Origin of the sequence: Trabulsiella odontotermitis (assembly GCF_001297775.1) — a bacterium.
In the GTDB taxonomy this organism is placed as follows: Bacteria; Pseudomonadota; Gammaproteobacteria; order Enterobacterales; family Enterobacteriaceae; genus Trabulsiella; species Trabulsiella odontotermitis.
Map to the genome: position 1 here is coordinate 179,154 of NZ_LIFX01000008.1, position 20,574 is coordinate 199,727.

16 protein-coding genes and 1 pseudogene are annotated in these 20,574 nt (G+C 58.6%); 13 read left to right on the forward strand and 4 right to left on the reverse strand.

Annotated features, from left to right (window positions below; translation table 11 throughout):
- Position 1: 1 nt before the first annotated feature.
- The gene (gene modC, locus AOY23_RS12615; protein ID WP_054179957.1) at positions 2–1,060 is read left to right on the forward strand and encodes a molybdenum ABC transporter ATP-binding protein ModC; all 1,059 of its coding nucleotides are present in this window, start codon (positions 2–4) and stop codon (positions 1,058–1,060) included.
- Here modC and AOY23_RS12620 read toward each other — a convergent pair whose 3' ends face one another.
- Entirely contained in the window at positions 1,061–1,879 is an 819-nt protein-coding gene (locus tag AOY23_RS12620; RefSeq protein WP_054179958.1) for a pyridoxal phosphatase, read from the reverse strand.
- A gap of 143 nt (positions 1,880–2,022) precedes the next feature.
- Between AOY23_RS12620 and pgl the strand changes: the two genes are divergently transcribed.
- Positions 2,023–3,018, forward strand: a complete 996-nt coding sequence (pgl, locus tag AOY23_RS12625) for a 6-phosphogluconolactonase (RefSeq protein WP_054179959.1) — start codon at positions 2,023–2,025, stop codon at positions 3,016–3,018.
- A gap of 54 nt (positions 3,019–3,072) precedes the next feature.
- Here pgl and AOY23_RS12630 read toward each other — a convergent pair whose 3' ends face one another.
- A complete protein-coding gene (locus AOY23_RS12630; protein ID WP_054179960.1) occupies positions 3,073–4,356 on the reverse strand; it encodes a putative acyl-CoA thioester hydrolase in 1,284 nt (427 codons plus the stop codon).
- A 185-nt stretch (positions 4,357–4,541) separates the two neighbouring features.
- Here AOY23_RS12630 and hutI point away from each other — a divergent pair.
- The 6 genes and pseudogenes from hutI to AOY23_RS12660 all read left to right on the forward strand — a co-directional run bounded on the left by hutI (position 4,542) and on the right by AOY23_RS12660 (position 12,408).
- Positions 4,542–5,809 (forward strand): annotated as a pseudogene (hutI, locus tag AOY23_RS12635) (imidazolonepropionase).
- Positions 5,806–6,765 carry a formimidoylglutamase gene (gene hutG, locus AOY23_RS12640; protein ID WP_054179961.1) on the forward strand — a complete coding sequence of 320 codons (960 nt, stop codon included), beginning with the start codon at positions 5,806–5,808 and terminating at the stop codon, positions 6,763–6,765. The pseudogene hutI and the gene hutG overlap by 4 nt, the downstream one beginning before the upstream one ends.
- A 60-nt stretch (positions 6,766–6,825) precedes the next feature.
- Positions 6,826–7,563: a histidine utilization repressor gene (locus AOY23_RS12645; protein WP_054179962.1), complete on the forward strand. Its 738-nt coding sequence runs from the start codon at positions 6,826–6,828 to the stop codon at positions 7,561–7,563.
- A 142-nt stretch (positions 7,564–7,705) separates the two neighbouring features.
- Positions 7,706–9,391, forward strand: coding sequence for a urocanate hydratase (gene hutU / locus AOY23_RS12650; RefSeq protein ID WP_054179963.1), 1,686 nt, complete (start codon positions 7,706–7,708; stop codon positions 9,389–9,391).
- Positions 9,392–9,393: 2 nt separating this feature from the next.
- Positions 9,394–10,926, forward strand: coding sequence for a histidine ammonia-lyase (gene hutH, locus AOY23_RS12655; RefSeq protein WP_054179964.1), 1,533 nt, complete (start codon positions 9,394–9,396; stop codon positions 10,924–10,926).
- A gap of 99 nt (positions 10,927–11,025) precedes the next feature.
- Positions 11,026–12,408: an amino acid permease gene (locus AOY23_RS12660; RefSeq protein ID WP_054179965.1), complete on the forward strand. Its 1,383-nt coding sequence runs from the start codon at positions 11,026–11,028 to the stop codon at positions 12,406–12,408.
- A gap of 29 nt (positions 12,409–12,437) precedes the next feature.
- Here AOY23_RS12660 and AOY23_RS12665 read toward each other — a convergent pair whose 3' ends face one another.
- Entirely contained in the window at positions 12,438–12,914 is a 477-nt protein-coding gene (locus AOY23_RS12665; protein ID WP_054179966.1) for a kinase inhibitor, read from the reverse strand.
- A gap of 38 nt (positions 12,915–12,952) precedes the next feature.
- On the reverse strand, positions 12,953–14,242 hold the full coding sequence (gene bioA / locus AOY23_RS12670; RefSeq protein WP_054179967.1) for an adenosylmethionine--8-amino-7-oxononanoate transaminase: 1,290 nt from the start codon (positions 14,240–14,242) through the stop codon (positions 12,953–12,955).
- A gap of 86 nt (positions 14,243–14,328) precedes the next feature.
- Here bioA and bioB point away from each other — a divergent pair, with 86 nt between their 5' ends.
- The 5 genes from bioB to uvrB all read left to right on the forward strand — a co-directional run bounded on the left by bioB (position 14,329) and on the right by uvrB (position 20,520).
- Positions 14,329–15,369: a biotin synthase BioB gene (gene bioB, locus AOY23_RS12675; RefSeq protein ID WP_054179968.1), complete on the forward strand. Its 1,041-nt coding sequence runs from the start codon at positions 14,329–14,331 to the stop codon at positions 15,367–15,369.
- Positions 15,366–16,523, forward strand: a complete 1,158-nt coding sequence (gene bioF / locus AOY23_RS12680; protein ID WP_054179969.1) for an 8-amino-7-oxononanoate synthase — start codon at positions 15,366–15,368, stop codon at positions 16,521–16,523. The genes bioB and bioF overlap by 4 nt, the downstream gene beginning before the upstream one ends.
- The gene (bioC, locus tag AOY23_RS12685) at positions 16,507–17,262 is read left to right on the forward strand and encodes a malonyl-ACP O-methyltransferase BioC (RefSeq protein ID WP_054179970.1); all 756 of its coding nucleotides are present in this window, start codon (positions 16,507–16,509) and stop codon (positions 17,260–17,262) included. Before bioF ends, bioC begins: the two co-directional genes overlap by 17 nt.
- Complete coding sequence (gene bioD, locus AOY23_RS12690; protein ID WP_054179971.1) at positions 17,255–17,977, forward strand: dethiobiotin synthase; 723 nt, start codon at positions 17,255–17,257, stop codon at positions 17,975–17,977. The genes bioC and bioD overlap by 8 nt, the downstream gene beginning before the upstream one ends.
- Positions 17,978–18,507: 530 nt before the next feature.
- A complete protein-coding gene (gene uvrB / locus AOY23_RS12695; protein WP_054179972.1) occupies positions 18,508–20,520 on the forward strand; it encodes an excinuclease ABC subunit UvrB in 2,013 nt (670 codons plus the stop codon).
- Positions 20,521–20,574 lie beyond the last annotated feature (54 nt).

The window sequence follows — 20,574 nt, forward strand, 5'->3', positions numbered from 1 at the left end:
CATGCTGGAACTCAACTTTACGCAGACGCTGGGTACGCATCGCCTGGACATTCACGAAACGCTGCCCACCTCCGGTATCACGGCGGTGTTTGGCGTCTCCGGGGCGGGAAAAACCTCGCTCATTAATGCTATCAGTGGCTTAACTCAGCCGGAAGCCGGGCGCATTGTCCTCAACGGACGGGTTCTTAATGACGTCGAAAAAGGGATCTGTTTAACGCCAGAAAAACGCCGTGTGGGGTACATCTTTCAGGATGCGCGTCTGTTTCCGCACTACAAAGTGCGCGGCAATCTGCGCTACGGCATGGCGAAAAATATGGCCGGGCAGTTCGACAAGCTGGTGGCACTGCTGGGGATCGCGCCGTTGCTGGATCGTCTGCCGGGCAGCCTTTCTGGTGGCGAAAAACAGCGCGTGGCGATTGGCCGTGCGTTGTTGACTGCGCCGGAACTGCTGCTTCTGGACGAGCCGCTGGCGTCACTGGATATCCCGCGCAAGCGCGAACTGCTGCCGTATCTGCAGCGTCTGGCGCGTGAAATCAACATCCCTATGCTTTACGTCAGCCATTCGCTGGATGAAATACTGCATCTGGCGGACAAAGTGCTGGTGCTGGAAGACGGTCGCGTTAAAGCGTTCGGCAATCTTGAAGAGGTGTGGAGCAGTAGCGTCATGCACCCGTGGCTGCCGCAGGAGCAGCAGAGCAGCATCCTGAAAGTTACGGTGCTGGAACACCATCCACATTATGCAATGACCGCGCTGGCGCTCGGTGACCAGCATTTATGGGTCAATAAACTCGACAAACCGGTACAGGCCGCTGTGCGCGTGCGCGTTCAGGCCTCGGATGTGTCGCTGGTGTTGCAGCCGCCGACGCAGACCAGCATCCGCAACATTCTGCGCGTCAAAGTGGTGGAGTGTTACGACAACAACGGCCAGGTGGAAGTGCAGCTTGACGTCGGCGGCCGCACGCTGTGGGCGCGCATCAGCCCGTGGGCGAGAGATGACCTGGGGATTAAGCCAGGCCAGTGGCTGTATGCGCAGATTAAGAGCGTCTCAATTACCTCGTAATTACAGCAGGTGGTGATAGATATAACTGGCGATGCTGTCAGTGGTGTTATCGCCAATCACCACGTCCGCACAGGCTTTAACCGCATCATCGGCGTTGCCCATCGCGACACCGGTGCCTGCGGCTTCCAGCATACTGATGTCGTTAAAGTTGTCGCCAAAGGCCACCACGTCTTTCATCGATAATCCCTGCGACTCCACCCAGCGTTTCAGACGGTAACCTTTGCTGTTACCCTGACGCGCGACATCGACCTGATCGTGCCACGACCATTCGCATTCCAGCGCCAGCGATGTTTCAACGTGGCTGACGAACTCGCGCAGCTTCGGCATGTCTTCATCGGTCAGCGCAAACTTCCACACCGCGTTGACGTCCTGCGCCGCCTGTGCCAGCGACGGCACCTGCGTGAACACCGGACGCTGTTCCGGCGGCAGTGTCTGCGCCCAGTTGCTGGTGCGAACAACATGCCCGGTAGGGCGTTCATAAAGCATCGCATCGTCGACATACATCAGACCGTGGATGCTATGCTCATTCAACAGATCAATGACCTTTAGCGCCTTATCAACAGGCATGGGATCGGCTTCCAGTACCTTTTTTGCATGATAATCATACAAATAAGTGCCATTACAGCAAATTGCAGGTGTATCGAGAGCCAGTGCCTGATAAAAAGGATGAATGGCAACGTGATGCCGACCCGTGACGATGAGAAGCTGAAAACCCGCTTCCCTGGCGCGTTTCAGCGCTTCTACTGAAGAGGGAAGCAATGTTTTCTGTGGCGTCAGTAGAGTTCCGTCTAAATCAAGGGCGATCACGCGAGAGGTCATGTGTTATTCCAGGTTGATGTTGAACATGTCATTGCGGGTGATGGTACACCGATACGGCAGTGAGACAAATTTATACAGCATTGACCGCTAAAACCGTCTATCCTGGTATTTTGCTTCCACGTGCAGTAAGGAAAGGAGTTTTCATGAAACAAACCGTTTATACCGCCAGCCCGGAAAGTCAGCAGATCCACGTCTGGAGCCTGAAACACGACGGCGCATTAACGCTCGTGCAGGTGGTTGACGTCCCGGGTCAGGTGCAGCCGATGGTCGTCAGTCCGGATAAGCGTTATCTGTACGTTGGTGTTCGTCCTGAATTTCGTGTGCTGGCCTATCGTATTGCGCCTGATGATGGTGCGCTGACCTATACGGCGGAATCCCCGTTGCCGGGAAGTCCGACCCACATTTCTACCGATCATCAGGGCAAATTCCTGTTCAGCGGCTCCTACAATGCGGGCTGTGTCAGTGTGACGCGTCTGGATGCAGGCCTGCCGGTTGACGTGGTGGATAAAGTTGAGGGGCTCGAAGGTTGCCACTCGGCCAATATCTCCCCGGACAACCGCACGCTGTGGGTACCGGCGCTGAAACAGGATCGCATCTGCCTGTTTACCCTGAGCGATGATGGTCAACTGGTGGCGCAGGAGCCTGCCGAAGTGACGACTGTCGAAGGCGCAGGCCCACGCCATATGGCATTCCACCCGAACCAGCAGTATGCCTACTGCGTCAATGAACTCAACAGCACCGTGGATGTCTGGGAGCTGAAAGATCCGTACGGCAAAATCGAATGCGTGCAGACGCTCGATATGATGCCGGGTGACTTCAAAGGTGTACGTTGGGCGGCGGATATCCATCTGACGCCTGATGGTCGTCACCTTTACGCCTGTGACCGCACCTCCAGTCTGATCACCGTGTTCAGCGTCTCCGAAGACGGCAGTGTGCTGAGTCTGGAAGGCTTCCAGCCGACCGAAACCCAGCCGCGCGGCTTTAACGTCGATCACAGCGGGAAATATGTCATTGCCGCCGGGCAGAAATCACACCACATCGCGGTGTATGAAATCAAAGGCGAGCAGGGGCTACTGGAAGAGAAAGGTCGTTATGCGGTAGGCCAGGGACCGATGTGGGTCGTGGTTAACGCGCACTGATTATCCACCATAAAAAAAACCTCGCGATTGCGAGGTTTTTTCTTTTTCTGCAGATTACTGCTTAGGTACAGCCACCACTTCGCTGCCCACGCCGCGGTTGTTGAATTCCCACATGCGGTTGAACTGCGCGTCGTTCAGGTTGCGCTGGACTTCGCCTTTATCGTTTTTAGCGCCAGTGTTGCCGCTGAACGGACGTTTGGAAATCGCGGCATCCGCCCACGGTTTCGCCAGGTTGAAGCCTTCGTTGATCGCGCTGTCGCGGATCACCACCTGACCGTTGGTGTTGCTGTCAACATCCAGCGAACGGCCCAGTTGTGCGACGCCGTCACCCGCTGCGTTAAAGCGTGAGTTGGTGGCGAGGAAGCCATAGAAGAGATTGGACTGGGTTGCCGGGGCGAAGACGTAACCTTCCTGCTGCGTGCGGGAGTTCACAACACGGAAATCGGTGTTATCGAACACCACCGCGCCACGTCCGGAAACGATGTCGACATCACCTTCGAGGTAGCTGTTCGTCACCAGTGTACGGGTCAGACGGTCGTTTTGCAGACGGTTCTGCACGCCGCTGTTGGTCACGAAGAAGGTGTTCTGGCGACCAAGAATGTTGACGTTGTTGATCTGCACCTTGTCGCCGTCGCTGCGCAGCGCCACCGCCTGGTGGGTACCCGCGTCAACGCTGTCGCCGAGGTTGTTTTCAATCGTCATATTCTGCAGTTGCAGACCGTTATTCTGCGACCAGAATACCGCTGAACACATCACGCCAACCGTTGCCGTGCGTTTGCTCTGGCAATTGTCAAACATGTACCACGCTGGTTTACCCGGCATGTATTTACCGGCCGGGTTAACCAGACGACGCCAGCTGTTCGGGTCAATCTCAGAGTCGATCGCCAGGCCGATTTTCACATCAGACGCTTTCTCGCCAGTGCCGTACAGCGTCAGGCTGCCCGGTGCTGCGGGAACATACACGGTGCCCTGATATTCACCCGGCATGATCGCGATGAACAGACGACTGCTGGAGTGCTTCGCGATGGCCGCGTCAACCGCTGCCTGAATGGTGCTGTGCGTCACGCCCTGAGCGCCCGCCGGGCCGACCACGAAATCAGGCTGAGCGGGAATGCTGATCGCTGACGGCGACCACGGCGCAGCGTTAGGATCCAGGGTAGAAAAATAATGAGCCTGCACAAAGTTTTTCGCTTCAGCGGCGGAAAGGATCGGGCGAAGCGTGGTCCCTGGCGCTTCTTGCGTGGAGGGCTGTTGATCCGGCGGCGTTGAGCTACAGGCGGTCAGTGTCACGCCAAAAGCCAGTGCCAGCGTCAGACGAGAAACCGAGAATGTGTTCATGTTACTCCAGAGCTGTTAAGTAGAGGATGAGTCCTTCAAAACCTGCTTTTTATACTAAGTTGAGCGAAACGGGAAGCAGGATCGGTAAAAAGTTCGTCACTTTGCGGAAAACACAGGGAAGCAGGCGGGTAAGTAGTCACAAAAAATCAACATTTACATAAGCCTTTGTTGACAATCCGGGCGGAATGAAAATAAATGTCTATACAATCTATGACAAGTGAAGATTATGACTGAACTGACCGCTGAAGATTACATCTGGCGCAATGCGCGTCTCGCCACCCTTGATCCCTCACAACCGCAGGCTTATGGCCTGCTGGAACAGCATGCGCTGGTGGTTCGTCACGGGCGCATCCACGCGATTGTCCCGGACGCGGATATTCCTGCGAACACGCGCAATGTGACCGATGTCCAGGGCCGTCTGATTACGCCCGGGCTTATCGACTGCCACACCCATCTGATTTTCGGCGGCAGCCGTGCGCAGGAGTGGGAACAGCGCCTGAACGGCGTTTCGTATCAGCAGATCAGCGCCCGTGGCGGCGGCATTAACGCCACGGTCCGTGCCACGCGTGAGAGCAGTATTGACACGCTGACCGCACTTGCGCAGCAACGGCTGGAACGGCTGATGCGTGAAGGGGTCACCACGCTTGAAATCAAGTCCGGCTACGGGCTGGACCTGCAAAACGAAGAGAAAATGCTGCAGGTTGCCGGGGCGCTGGCGCAGGCGAACCCGGTTGAGGTCAGCCGCACGCTGCTCGCAGCGCACGCCACGCCGCCGGAATATAAAGACAATCCGGACGGCTATATCTCGCTGGTTTGCGAAACCATCCTGCCTGCATTGTGGAAAAAAGGGCTGTTCGATGCGGTTGACGTCTTTTGTGAAAACGTCGGTTTCAGCCCGGCGCAAACCGAGCGGGTCTTTCGTACCGCCCGTGATTTCGGCATTCCGGTAAAAGGGCATGTTGAACAGCTCTCGTCGCTGGGCGGGGCGCAACTGGTCAGCCGTTATAAAGGGCTTTCCGCCGACCACATTGAATATTTGAGCGAAGAGGGCGTCGCCGCCATGCGTAACAGCGGCACGGTCGCCGTACTGCTGCCAGGTGCATTCTATTTCCTTAACGAAACCCGCAAACCGCCGGTGGAACTGCTGCGCCAGCAACAGGTGCCGATGGCGGTCGCCACCGACTTTAACCCCGGCACCAGTCCGTTCACCAGCCTGCATTTGTCGATGAACATGGCCTGCGTCAAATTCGGCCTGACGCCGGAAGAGGCGTGGGCAGGCGTCACCCGACATGCCGCGCAGGCGCTCGGACGGGCGAAAAGCCATGGTCAGCTGGCGGTCGGTTATGTCGCGGATTTCGTCGTCTGGGATGCGGAACATCCGGTCGAGATGGTGTATGAACCGATGCGTAACCCGCTCTGGCAGCGTATTTTCCGTGGCGAGGTGACAGCATGAATTTATGGCATCCGGCAGACCGCGCGCTCTGGCAGGGGCGCGATGACAGCGCCGAAGCACCAAACGCGCTGCGCCTGTTTCAGACCATCGACAACAGCGGTGAATTCGCGCCGCAACGTCATGACGGCAAAATCGCCCTGTTAGGTTTTGAGTGCGACGAAGGCGTCAAACGTAATCAGGGGCGACCCGGCGCCGCGCAGGGGCCGGACACGCTGCGTAAAGCGCTGGCGAATATGGCCAGCCACGCCGGTCACGATCGGCTGGTGGAGATGGGCAATATTCGCGCGCAACCTGAAGCACTGGAAGCGGCCCAGCAGGCGTTGCACGACGCGGTGCTTGCCTGCCAACAGGCGAAGATGCGCACTCTGGTGCTGGGTGGCGGCCATGAAACTGCCTTCGGGCATGGCTCGGCGATCCTTGACGCGTTTCCTGATGAGCGGGTGGGGATCATCAACCTTGATGCACACCTCGATTTACGTCACGCCCCGCGCGCCAGCTCAGGCACGCCGTTTCGCCAGCTGGCGCTGCACTGTGACGCGCAGCAGCGCGGTTTTCATTACAGTTGCATTGGTGCCAGTATGGCTGCCAACACGGCTGCACTATGGGATGAGGCCGCACGGCGTCACGTCACGGTCATTGAGGATCTTGATGTGCTGAACGCGCTGGAGGCGCGGGTGTTGCCGGAGATCGCCCGCTGCATTGAAAGTTATGACCGGATCTACCTGACCATCGATCTGGATGTGCTGCCCGCTACGGAAATGCCTGCCGTATCAGCGCCTGCGGCGTTAGGCGTACCGCTGGCGCTATTGCTGCGCATCGTTGAGCCATTGTGCCGTAGCGGCAAGCTGCAGGCGGTCGATCTGGTCGAGTTCAACCCGATGTACGATCGTGAAGGGCAGGGCGCGAAAGTTGCCGCCCGTCTCGCCTGGCAGATTACCCACTGGTGGCAATGGTAACCCCCGGGATATACTGCCGTTACATCGCCGACATTGACTGACATAAGGAACGCCAGCGCCATGTATTCGCCTCGTCCCCGACCGGCCCCTGCCAGCGCGCCGGTGCCTTTTTATGAAAAAGTGAAGCAGGCTATCAGCGAAAAGATTTATGCCGGTATCTGGCGCCCCCACGACCGCATTCCATCGGAAGCTGAACTGGTGGCGCAGTTTGGCTTCAGCCGGATGACCATCAACCGCGCAGTGCGCGAACTGACCGACGAAGGGCTGCTGGTGCGCCTGCAGGGTGTGGGCACGTTCGTGGCCGAGCCGAAAGGGCAGTCAGCGCTGTTTGAAATTCGTAGTATTGCCGATGAGATCGCCGCCCGACACCATCAGCACCGCTGCGAAGTGCTGCTGCTGGAAGAGACCCGTGCTGATTTCACCCAGGCCGCGGCGCTGGACGTTGAAGAGGGCACGCGGATTTTTCATTCGCGAATGGTGCATTTTGAAAATGATGTGCCGGTGCAGATTGAGGATCGCAGCGTTAATGCCACGGTGGTGCCGGACTATCTGCGGCAGGATTACACCACCACCACACCACACGCTTATCTGTCGCTGATTGCGCCGTTGACCGAAGGGGAGCATATTGTCGAAGCTGTGGCGGCGACCCCGGCCGAGTGCCGCCTGCTGCATATCAAAGAGCATGACCCGTGCCTGCTGATCCGCCGCCGCACCTGGTCCACCTCGCATATCGTCTCACACGCCAGTCTGCTGTTCCCCGGCAGCCGCTACCGTCTGCAGGGCCATTTCAGCTCCTGATCCCCGGCGTCAGCAAAAAGCGTGATTGCTGACGCAATATAACAAAATTGTATCATTTCTGTTAAATCTCATCTTGTGCATAGATGTATAGACAAGTATATGTATCTGTACCCGTCATACTTCAAATCAGGAGAGACCCACGATGTCGCAAACCAAATATCGCCAGCAGGAGATCCGCGCCCCGCGCGGCACAGCGCTGACTGCAAAGAGCTGGCTGACCGAAGCGCCGCTGCGCATGTTAATGAACAATCTGGACCCGGACGTGGCGGAAAACCCGAATGAGCTGGTGGTCTACGGCGGGATCGGTCGTGCGGCACGCAACTGGGAATGTTATGACGCGATCGTCAGGGCGTTAACGAAACTGGAAAGCGATGAAACCCTGCTGGTACAGTCCGGCAAGCCGGTCGGCGTGTTCAAAACCCACGACAACGCGCCGCGCGTGCTGATCGCCAACTCCAACCTGGTACCGCACTGGGCGACCTGGGAACACTTTAACGAACTCGACGCCAAAGGGCTGGCGATGTACGGCCAGATGACCGCCGGGAGCTGGATTTACATTGGCAGCCAGGGGATTGTGCAGGGCACTTACGAAACGTTCGTCGAAGCAGGCCGTCAGCACTATAACGGCAACCTGCAGGGGCGCTGGGTGTTAACCGCCGGTCTCGGCGGCATGGGCGGCGCGCAACCGCTGGCAGCGACACTGGCCGGAGCCTGCTCGCTGAACATTGAATGTCAGCAGAGCCGTATCGATTTCCGTCTGCGTACCCGTTACGTCGACGAACAGGCCACCTCGCTGGACGACGCGCTGGCGCGCATAAAAAAGTACACCGCAGAAGGCAAAGCAGTCTCCATCGCCCTGTGCGGCAACGCGGCAGAAATTCTGCCGGAACTGGTGAAACGCGGCGTGCGCCCGGACATGGTGACCGACCAGACCAGCGCTCACGATCCTCTGCACGGTTATCTGCCGAAGGGCTGGACGTGGGAAGAGTATCAGCAAAAAGCGGAATCTGACCCGCAGGGCACGGTACAGGCCGCCAAACGCGCGATGGCGGAACACGTCAGCGCAATGCTGGCTTTCAACGAGATGGGTATTCCGACGTTTGACTACGGCAACAATATCCGTCAGATGGCGAAAGAGATGGGCGTCGACAATGCGTTTGACTTCCCGGGCTTCGTACCGGCCTATATTCGTCCGCTGTTCTGCCGTGGCATCGGTCCGTTCCGTTGGGTTGCGCTCTCCGGCGATCCGCAGGATATCTACAAAACCGATGCTAAAGTGAAAGAGATCATCAAAGATGACAAGCATCTGCATCACTGGCTGGATATGGCGCGCGAGCGCATCAGCTTCCAGGGCCTGCCAGCGCGTATCTGCTGGGTGGGGCTGGAGTGGCGTCAGAAGCTCGGCCTGGCGTTTAACGAAATGGTGCGTAGCGGTGAAGTCTCCGCGCCGATCGTTATCGGCCGTGACCATCTCGACTCTGGCTCTGTCGCCAGTCCGAACCGTGAAACCGAAGCAATGCGTGACGGCTCCGATGCGGTCTCCGACTGGCCGCTGCTGAACGCCCTGCTCAACACCGCCAGCGGCGCGACCTGGGTGTCGCTGCACCATGGCGGCGGCGTGGGAATGGGCTTCTCCCAGCATTCCGGAATGGTCATTGTCTGTGACGGCACTGACGAAGCCGCCGCGCGCATCGCCCGCGTGCTGCACAACGATCCGGCGACCGGCGTCATGCGCCATGCTGACGCCGGGTACGATATCGCGATTGACTGCGCCGCAGAGCAGGGGCTCAATCTTCCTATGATCTCCGCAACGCAGGGGAATCGCTAATCATGAAAACATTAACGCTTATTCCCGGCCAGTTGACGCTGTCGCAGCTGCGCGATGTTTACAGCCAGCCGCTGCAACTGACACTGGATGACGGCGCGTTCGCCGCTATCAACGAGAGTGTGGCCTGTGTCAACGCCATTATGGCGGAAGGACGCACGGCCTATGGCATTAATACGGGCTTTGGCCTGCTGGCGTCGACTCGTATTGCGAATGAAGACTTAGAAAATCTGCAACGCTCGCTGGTGCTGTCCCACGCGGCGGGTGTTGGCGAACCGCTGGATGACGCGATGGTGCGTCTGATTATGGTGCTGAAGATCAACAGCCTCGCACGCGGTTTCTCCGGCATTCGCCTGCAGGTGATCCAGACGCTGGTGGCGATGGTGAACGCCGGGGTTTATCCGTGGATCCCGGCGAAAGGTTCGGTCGGCGCATCCGGCGACCTGGCGCCGCTAGCGCACATGTCACTGACGCTGCTGGGTGAAGGCAAAGCGCGCTGGCAGGGCGAGTGGTTGCCCGCCGCGGACGCGCTGGAGAAAGCCGGGCTGGCGCCGCTGACGCTGGCGGCGAAAGAGGGGCTGGCGCTGCTCAACGGCACGCAAACGTCTACAGCGTTCGCCCTGCGTGGGTTGTTCGAAGCGGAAGATCTGTTCGCCTCGGCGGTGGTGTGCGGCGCGTTAACCACGGAAGCGGCGCTGGGCTCGCGTCGTCCGTTCGACGCCCGTATTCATGACGTGCGTGGTCAGCGCGGGCAAATTGATGCCGCGGCGCTGTATCGCCATGTGCTGACCGATACCAGCGCGGTATCGCAGTCCCATGAAAACTGCAGCAAAGTGCAGGACCCGTACTCGCTGCGCTGCCAGCCGCAGGTGATGGGCGCGTGTCTGACCCAGTTGCGTTACGCATCGGAAGTGTTGCTGACCGAAGCCAACGCCGTTTCCGATAACCCGCTGGTATTCGCAGCGGAAAACGACGTCATTTCCGGCGGCAACTTCCACGCTGAACCGGTGGCGATGGCGGCGGATAACATCGCGCTGGCGATTGCCGAAATCGGTTCGCTGTCGGAGCGCCGCATCGCGTTGCTGATGGACAGTCACATGTCGCAGTTGCCGCCATTCCTCGTGAAAAACGGCGGGGTGAACTCCGGCTTTATGATTGCGCAGGTGACCGCTGCCGCGCTGGCGAGCGAGAACAAAGCGCTGGCGCATCCGCACAGCGTTGACAGCCTGCCAACTTCTGCCAACCAGGAAGACCACGTGTCGATGGCGCCTGCCGCCGGTCGTCGTCTGTGGGAAATGGCCGCCAACACCCGCGGGGTGATCGCGGTGGAATGGCTGTCGGCCTGTCAGGGGATGGATATGCGTGAAGGGCTGACCACCAGCCCGCTGCTGGAGCAGGCGCGCCATCTGCTGCGCGAACGCGTGTCGCACTATGACAAAGACCGCTATTTCGCACCAGACATTGATAACGCCACAACATTACTGGCAGAACGCCACCTGGCGACACTGTTACCTCCTGTCTTACCCAGTCAGATCTAATCTCTGTTGTTTCTGTACCCGTGTCAGGGGGGCGTTCCGCCCCCTGACCGCCCTACGCGCATTTTTGCTGTCACATAATAACGAGCAGGACAATCGCAAATGCAACAACAACATAAGCCTCATCTGCTGCGCGGGCTGAATGCCCGTCATATTCGTTTCATCGCACTCGGTTCCGCCATCGGTACCGGGCTATTCTACGGCTCCGCGGCGGCGATCCAGACCGCCGGGCCTGCCGTGCTGCTGGCGTACCTGATCGGCGGCGCGGCGGTATTTATCGTCATGCGCGCCCTCGGCGAAATGGCGGTGCGCAATCCCATCTCCGGGTCGTTCGGCAGTTACGCCCGTCACTATCTCGGGCCGCTGGCCGGGTTTATTACCGGCTGGACCTACACCTTTGAAATGGTCATCGTCTGTCTTGCTGACGTCACCGCCTTCGGCATTTATATGGGGCTGTGGTACCCCGACGTGCCGCGCTGGATCTGGGTGATGAGCATCATCTGCTTTATTGGCGCCCTGAATCTCTGCCACGTGCGGATCTTCGGTGAAATGGAATTCTGGCTGTCGCTGGTCAAAGTGGCGGCGATCATCGCCATGATTGCTGCAGGTGCCGGGATCATGTTCTTCGGTTTTGGTCATGCTTTCCCGGCAACCGGGCTGTCGAATCTCTGGTCGCACGGTGGCTTTGCACCCAACGGCTGGGGCGGGGTGATCGCGTCGCTCGGCATTGTGATGTTTGCCTTCGGCGGAATTGAAATTATCGGTATTACTGCCGCAGAAGCGCAGGATCCACAAAAAGTGATCCCGCAGGCCATCAATACCATTCCTCTGCGTATTGTGTTGTTTTACATCTGCACGCTGATGATCCTGATGGCGATATTCCCGTGGAACAGCATCGGTCAGGCGGGCAGTCCGTTCGTCCTGATTTTCAGCGGGCTGGGCATTCCGGCGGCGGCGAATATTCTCAACGTCATCGTGATTAGCGCCGCCATCTCGGCGATTAACAGCAACATCTTCGGCGCAGGCCGCATGATGTACGGGATGGCGAAAGAAGGGCTGGCGCCAAAAAGCTTTCTGCGTATCGCCAGCAATGGCGTGCCGTGGATGACTGTCGTGGTGATGGGCGGTGCGTTGCTGGTGGCTGTCGTCCTTAACTGGCTGATCCCGGAGCAGATCTTCGTGCTGATTGCGTCGCTGGCGACCTTCGCCACCATCTGGGTGTGGCTAATGATTTTGCTGTCGCATTTCGCCATGCGTCGCAGTCTGACGCCGCAGGAGCGTGACGAGATCGCCTTCCCGCTGCCGTTCTGGCCGCTGGCGCCGTTGCTGACGCTGCTGTTAATGGGGCTGGTGATCGTGGTACTCGGCTGGGTGGAAGAGACGCGGGTCGCGCTGATTGCCGGGCTGGTCTGGCTGGCGTTGTTGACCGTGGTATGGTTTACCCGCGCCAAAAAGCGGGCGGAAGCCGCGGTGACGGAATACTGAGAAAATCGCCCGGTTTACCGGGCGATTTTTTAGCTGTACAGGGCGGTAATGGACGCACTGGCCAGGCTGTGGAAGTGAACGTTAAAACCGACCATCGCGCCGCTGGCATCGGCATCGACGTCGATTTTGTCCACATCGAGCGCGTGAACGGTAAAGATGTAGCGATGCGTTTCCCCTTTCGGCGGTGCCGCGCCGCCATAACCGGCTTTACCGAAATCCGTTCGCGTTTGCAGTGCGCCTTCCGGTAAGTCAGAGATACTGGAACCGGCACCCTGCGGTAATACGCGGGTATCGGCTGGCAGATTCACCACCACCCAGTGCCACCAGCCGGAGCCGGTTGGCGCATCGGGATCGTAACAGGTCACCACAAAACTTTTGGTGCCTGCCGGGACATCGTCCCATGCCAGATGCGGGGAAATATTGTCGCCGTTGTAGCCCATGCCATTAAAGACCTGGCGGGCTGGCAATTTTTCGCCGTCTTTGAGATCGTGACTGATAAGTTTCATTGCAGCTCCTGATTAACCCACTAACGCCTCAGTGTAGATCACCGGGCAAACAACGTGTTGTCGTTAAGGGCGCTCTTGACCGCGTCAGTCAGGCGGGTCAGCTGTTCCGGGCGAATAATGTACGGCGGCATCAGGTAAATCAGGCGGCCAAACGGACGGATCCACACGCCCTGTTCGACAAAGAACTTTTGCAGTCGCGCCATATTGACCGGCTGATGCGTTTCCACCACACCAATGGCACCCAGCACGCGCACGTCAGCAACCTGTTCATTGCCCCGAAGCGGCGACAGCTCGCGGTTAAGCTGCGCCTCAATGGCGGCCACCTGCGTCTGCCAGGCGCCATCGTCAAGCATTGCCAGGCTTTCGCTGGCGACGGCGCAGGCCAGTGGATTACCCATAAACGTTGGGCCGTGCATAAAACAACCGGCCTCGCCGTTGCTGATGGTGTTCGCGACGTCGCGGGTGGTCAGTGTGGCGGAAAGGGTCATTGTGCCGCCGGTCAGGGCTTTGCCAAGGCAGAGAATATCCGGCGTGATTTCGGCGTGCTCGCAGGCGAACAACTTACCGGTACGGCCAAACCCGGTAGCGATCTCATCGGCAATCAGCAGGATCCCTTCGCGATCGCACATCTGCCGGATGCGCTTCAGCCACTGCGGATGGTACATACGCATTCCGCCTGCGCCCTGCACAATGGGTTCGAGGATCACCGCCGCGATTTCATGGCGATGGGCGGCCATCTGACGGGCAAAAGCCACCATGTCACGCTCGTCCCACTCGCCGTCAAACCGGCTTTGCGGCGCGGGAGCGAACAGGTTTTCCGGCAGATACCCCTTCCACAGGCTGTGCATCGAGTTATCCGGATCGCACACCGACATCGCGCCAAACGTATCGCCGTGATAACCGTTGCGGAAGGTGAGAAATCGCTGACGCGGCTCGCCCTTCGCCTGCCAGTACTGCAGCGCCATTTTCATCGACACTTCAACCGCGACTGAACCGGAATCGGCGAGGAACACGCACTCAAGTGCTTCCGGCGTCATCGCCACCAGACGACGGCATAGCGCGACGGCAGACGGGTGAGTAATGCCGCCGAACATCACGTGCGACATCTGGTCAATTTGCGTTTTCATCGCCGCATTAAGGCGCGGATGGTTGTAGCCGTGAATCGCCGCCCACCATGACGACATGCCATCCACCAGACGCTCACCGTTAGCCAGTTCCAGCTCGCAGCCGTGCGCAGAAACCACCGGGTACACCGGCAGCGGTTGGGTCATCGAGGTGTAGGGGTGCCAGATGTGGCGCTGATCGAAGGCGAGATCGTCCATTGTCATAATCGACTTGTAAACCATTTTGAAAAGTTTTAGGTTTACGAGTTTACACCGAAGCAAAAATTAACAAAACCCTTTTGGAGACGCCAATGGCTCACCACGCACGCTGGACAATGTCGCAAGTTACTGAGTTATTTGAGAAGCCTTTTCTGGAACTGCTGTTTGAAGCGCAACAGGTACATCGTCAGCACTTCGACCCGCGCCAGGTTCAGGTCAGTACGCTGCTGTCGATCAAAACCGGCGCCTGCCCGGAAGATTGCAAATACTGCCCGCAGAGCGCCCGCTACAAAACCGGGCTGGAAGCGGAGCGTCTGATGGAAGTGGAGCAGGTGCTGGAGTCGGCGCGGAAAGCGAAAAATGCCGGTTCAACCCGTTTCTGCATGGGCGCGGCATGGAAAAACCCGCACGAGCGCGACATGCCGTATCTCGAGCAGATGGTGCAGGGCGTGAAGGCGATGGGGCTGGAAGCCTGCATGACGCTCGGCACGCTTACTGACGATCAGGCGCAACGACTGGCCACCGCCGGGCTGGATTACTACAACCACAACCTCGACACCTCACCGGAATTTTACGGCAACATCATCACTACCCGCAGTTATCAGGAGCGTCTCGATACCCTCGGCAAAGTGCGTGATGCGGGCATCAAAGTCTGTTCCGGCGGCATCGTCGGGCTGGGCGAAACTGAGAAAGACAGGGCGGGTCTGCTGCTGCAACTGGCGAATCTGCCGGTGCCGCCGGAAAGTGTGCCGATCAACATGCTGGTGAAGGTGAAAGGCACCCCGCTGGCGGATAACGACGACGTTGACGCTTTTGATTTCATCCGCACCATCGCGGTGGCGCGCATCATGATGCCGACCTCGCACGTGCGCCTGTCCGCCGGTCGTGAGCAGATGAACGAGCAGACCCAGGCAATGTGCTTTATGGCGGGCGCCAACTCCATTTTCTACGGCTGCAAACTGCTGACCACGCCGAACCCGGAAGAGGACAAAGATCTGCTGCTGTTCCGCAAGCTGGGGCTGAACCCGGAGCAGACGGAAGTTACTGCGGGCGATAACGAACAACAACAGCGACTGGAGCAGGCGCTGCGCTCGCCGGATACCGAACAGTATTACAACGCGGCAGCAGTATGAGCTGGCAACAACGCATCGACGCTGCGCTGAATGAACGGCGTGCGGCAGATGCTTTTCGCCGCCGTCTGGCGGTAGAGCACGGCGCGGGGCGCTGGCTGCAACGTGACGGCCAGCACTGGCTTAATTTCTCCAGCAACGACTATCTGGGGCTGAGCCAGCATCCGCAGGCGGTTGCAGCCTGGCAGGAGGGCGCGGCGCGCTATGGCGTCGGCAGCGGCGGCTCCGGACATGTCAGCGGCTACACCGTCGCGCATCAACAGCTGGAAGAGACGCTGGCGGAGTGGCTCGGCTACCCGCGCGCGCTGTTGTTTATTTCTGGCTTCGCCGCCAACCAGGCGGTGATTGCCGCACTGGCCGGAAAAGACGATCGGCTGGTGGCTGACCGTCTCAGTCATGCCTCGCTGCTGGAGGCTGCCAGCCTCAGCCCGGCGCAACTCCGGCGCTTTACCCACAACGATGTTTCCCACCTGCAACGGCTGCTGGCGACCGCGCCTGACGGGCAACAACTGGCGATCACCGAAGGCATTTTCAGCATGGACGGCGATGCCGCGCCGCTGGCGGCCATTCACGAGACAACCCGGGCGTCCGGCGCCTGGCTGATGGTCGACGACGCCCACGGTATCGGTGTGACCGGCGCGCAGGGGCGCGGGAGCTGCAATGCGCATAACGTTCGTCCTGAACTGCTGGTGGTGACCTTTGGCAAAGCCTTTGGCCAGAGCGGTGCGGCGGTGCTGTGCAGTGAGGCGGTGGCAGATTATCTGCTGCAGTTTGCCCGTCATCTGATCTACAGCACCGCGATGCCTCCAGCGCAGGCCGTGGCACTGAGTGCGGCGCTGGAGATCATCCGCAGCGATGACGGTCAGCAACGGCGGGAGATCCTGGCCGGGCACATTCGCGCGTTTCGCCGCGGGGCGCAGACGCTGGGGCTGACGTTGACCGATTCGCAAAGCGCGATCCAGCCGCTGATTATTGGCGAAAACGATCGGGCACTGGCACTGGCGCAACGCCTGCGCGAGCAGGGCTGTTGGGTGACGGCGATCCGCCCGCCCACGGTGCCCGCCGGGACGGCGCGGCTGCGGCTGACGCTGACGGCGGCGCATCAGGCTCAGGATATCGAACACCTGCTGGAGGTGCTGCATGCCGCCGGTCAATAAGCAGGCTGTCGCTGCCGCGTTTGGCCGCGCGGCATCGCATTATCAGCAGCATGATGAACTGCAGCGCCGCAGCGCAGAACGGCTGCTGGCGCAGTTACCGGCGCGTACGTTTGACCGTGTGCTGGACGCCGGTTGCGGGCCGGGAGCGGCCAGTCGCTACTGGAAAACCAGCGGCAGTGAGGTCACGGCGCTGGATCTGTCGCCGCAGATGCTCTCGCAGGCGCGCCTGAACCGGGTAGCGCATCACTACGTGGCGGCGGATATCGAAGCCCTGCCGCTCGCCGATGCGCAGTTTGATCTGGTATGGAGCAACCTCGCCGTGCAGTGGTGCGACGATCTTCATGCTGCGCTGGGTGAGCTGTATCGCGTGGTACGCCCTGGTGGTGTGCTGGCGTTTACCACCCTGGCGGCAGGCTCGATGCCGGAGCTGAATCAGGCCTGGCAGGCGGTGGACGATCGTCCGCATGCCAACCGTTTCCTTCCCGAAGAAACCCTCTGTACGGCGCTGTCCCGCTGGCAGGGGCGCTCCCGGGTGGAATCCATCACCTTGTCCTTCCCCGACGCACTGAGCGCGATGCGCTCGCTGAAGGGCATTGGCGCCACGCATCTTCATGAAGGGCGTACGGCGCACTTGTTAACCCGCGGCAGGCTCAAAGCGCTACAGCTGGCATGGCCGCAACAGGCGGGCGTCTGTCCGCTGACATACCATCTTTTTTGGGGAGTGATTGAACGTGTCTGAACGTTATTTTTTAACCGGTACGGATACCGAAGTCGGGAAAACCGTCGCCAGCTGTGCGCTGTTGCAGGCGGCGAATCGTCTGGGGTTGCGCACTGCGGGCTACAAACCGGTGGCATCCGGGAGCGAGATCACCCCGGCGGGGCTGCGTAACAGCGACGCGCTGGCATTACAGCGCAACAGCGCCGTCTCCCTGCGCTATGAACAGGTGAATCCCTACACCTTTGAAGAGCCGACATCGCCGCACATCGTCAGCGCGGATGAACAACGGCCCATCGACGCGAACACCCTTTCTGCGGGTCTGCGTGAGCTGGAAACGCTGGCTGACTGGGTACTGGTGGAAGGGGCAGGCGGCTGGTATACGCCGCTGTCGCCGTCGCTCAGTTTCGCCGACTGGGTGACCGCAGAGCGTCTGCCGGTGATCCTGGTGGTGGGCGTCAAACTGGGGTGCATCAACCATGCGTTACTGACCGCGCAGGCAGTGCAACAGGCGGGATTGCGTCTGGCAGGCTGGATAGCGAATGATGTGACACCGCCGGGGCGACGTCATCAGGAATACATGGCGACGTTAACGCGAATGCTGCCTGCGCCGCTGCTGGGGGAAATTCCCTGGCTGGAAGGCGAGGTCGATTCTTACGATTTAGGAAAATATCTCGATCCCGGTCGGCTGGATCAGGGAAAAGATCGGAATTGTGATAAGGATCTGATCTTATTCTGACCCTCTCGTTAGCGAAAAAACGTCAAAAAATAGTGATAAATATTTTTTCTCGTCGACGTTTCGTTGCTGGTGTTATTTCGCCGTTAAGCCCCGGATATGGCCTGGGCGCAGTTATCCACTATTCCTGTGGATAACCTTGTGCATTAGAGTTAGAAAACCTGCGGCAAACGAGAGACCACGCGGGTTACGCCTTAATTGCTGCGAAAGACGACTTTTTAGAATTTATGTTTTAAATTAGCAAGTTAGATAAAAGCAATGGTTGTAAGAAAAGTGTCATGCCTTGCCATAAAAGTTTCATGACCTGACTTGACAAATGTTAAAGGAGAAAAAATTCTGGGGATAACCTGGGTTGTCTGGTGTTTTATATCGTTACGGTGAAAATTAAGCGCTGACTCTCGCCCTTTAAGGGGGGTGTATCAGAGATACGATAATATGTTACTGTTTTTATATCCAGTATTTTTAGTTGGCAAAATGGAGCGTGGCGAGTAAAATTACTCTCCTGCCGTCCATTCCTTCACAGGTCGCCATTCATGAGTAAACCGTTCAAGCTGCATTCCGCTTTTCGACCGTCAGGTGACCAGCCTGCGGCCATCGACAAACTGAAAGAGGGGCTGGAAGATGGTCTGGCTCACCAGACGCTGCTTGGCGTAACAGGCTCAGGTAAGACGTTCACCATTGCCAACGTGATTGCTGACCTCCAGCGGCCGACGATGGTGCTGGCGCCCAACAAAACACTGGCAGCGCAGCTGTATGGCGAAATGAAGGAATTCTTCCCCGAGAACGCGGTGGAGTATTTCGTCTCCTACTACGATTACTACCAGCCGGAAGCCTACGTGCCCAGCTCGGACACCTTTATCGAAAAAGACGCTTCGGTGAACGAGCACATCGAACAGATGCGACTGTCGGCCACCAAAGCGCTGCTGGAACGGCGCGATGTCATCGTCGTGGCGTCGGTGTCAGCGATTTACGGCCTCGGCGACCCGGATCTGTACCTGAAAATGATGCTGCACCTGACGGTCGGCATGATTGTCGATCAGCGTTCTATCCTGCGTCGTCTCGCCGAACTGCAGTACACGCGTAACGACCAGGTATTCCAGCGCGGTACCTTCCGGGTGCGCGGCGAGGTGATTGACGTGTTCCCGGCGGAATCTGACGACATCGCACTGCGTATTGAGCTGTTTGATGAAGAGGTCGAGCGCCTGTCGCTGTTTGACCCGTTAACCGGGCATATTGAATCAACCATTCAGCGCTTCACCGTCTACCCGAAAACGCACTACGTCACCCCCCGCGAGCGTATCGTGCAGGCGATGGAAGATATCAAAGACGAACTGGTCGATCGCCGGAAAGTGCTGCTGGCGAACAATAAACTGCTTGAAGAGCAGCGTCTGAGCCAGCGGACACAGTTTGATCTGGAGATGATGAACGAGCTTGGCTACTGCTCCGGCATTGAAAACTACTCGCGCTTCCTCTCCGGGCGCGGGCCAGGCGAGCCGCCGCCGACCCTGTTTGATTACCTGCCTGCCGACGGTCTGCTGGTGATTGACGAATCCCACGTCACCATCCCGCAGATCGGCGGGATGTACCGCGGTGACCGTGCCCGTAAAGAGACGCTGGTGGAATACGGTTTCCGTTTGCCGTCCGCGCTGGACAACCGCCCGTTAAAGTTTGAAGAATTTGAAGCGCTGGCGCCGCAGTCGATCTACGTTTCCGCGACGCCGGGCAACTATGAGCTGGAAAAATCAGGTGGCGATGTGGTGGATCAGGTCGTGCGTCCGACAGGGCTGCTTGATCCGATCATCGAAGTCCGGCCGGTGGCCACACAGGTGGATGATCTGCTCTCTGAAATCCGTATCCGCGCCGCCATTAATGAGCGCGTGCTGGTGACGACGCTCACCAAGCGTATGGCGGAAGACTTAACCGAATATCTGGAAGAGCACGGCGAGCGCGTGCGCTATCTCCACTCGGACATCGACACCGTAGAGCGCATGGAGATCATCCGCGATTTGCGTCTCGGCGAGTTCGACGTGCTGGTGGGGATCAACCTGTTGCGCGAAGGGCTGGACATGCCGGAAGTGTCGCTGGTGGCTATTCTCGATGCCGACAAAGAAGGCTTCCTGCGTTCCGAAAGGTCACTGATTCAGACCATCGGTCGTGCGGCGCGTAACATCAACGGTAAAGCGATTCTGTACGGCGATAAGATCACCCCGTCGATGGCGAAAGCGATTGGCGAAACGGAACGTCGTCGTGAGAAACAGCAGCGTTACAACGAAGAAAACGGCATTGTGCCGCAAGGGCTCACCAAAAAAGTGGTGGATATCCTGGCGCTCGGCGCGGGCATTGCGAAAACCAAAGCGAAAGGGCGCGGTAAACTGCGTATCGTTGAGGAAGACAGCGTTGCGTTAACGCCGAAAGCGCTGCAGCAGAAAATCCACGAGCTGGAAGGGCAGATGATGCAGCATGCGCAGAACCTCGAATTCGAAGAGGCGGCGGCCATCCGCGATCAGCTCCATCAACTGCGTGACCTGTTTATTGCGGCATCGTGATTTGTTAAGCAACGCAAGGCCCTTAATGTTGGCTTAATAATTTTCGGCGACACT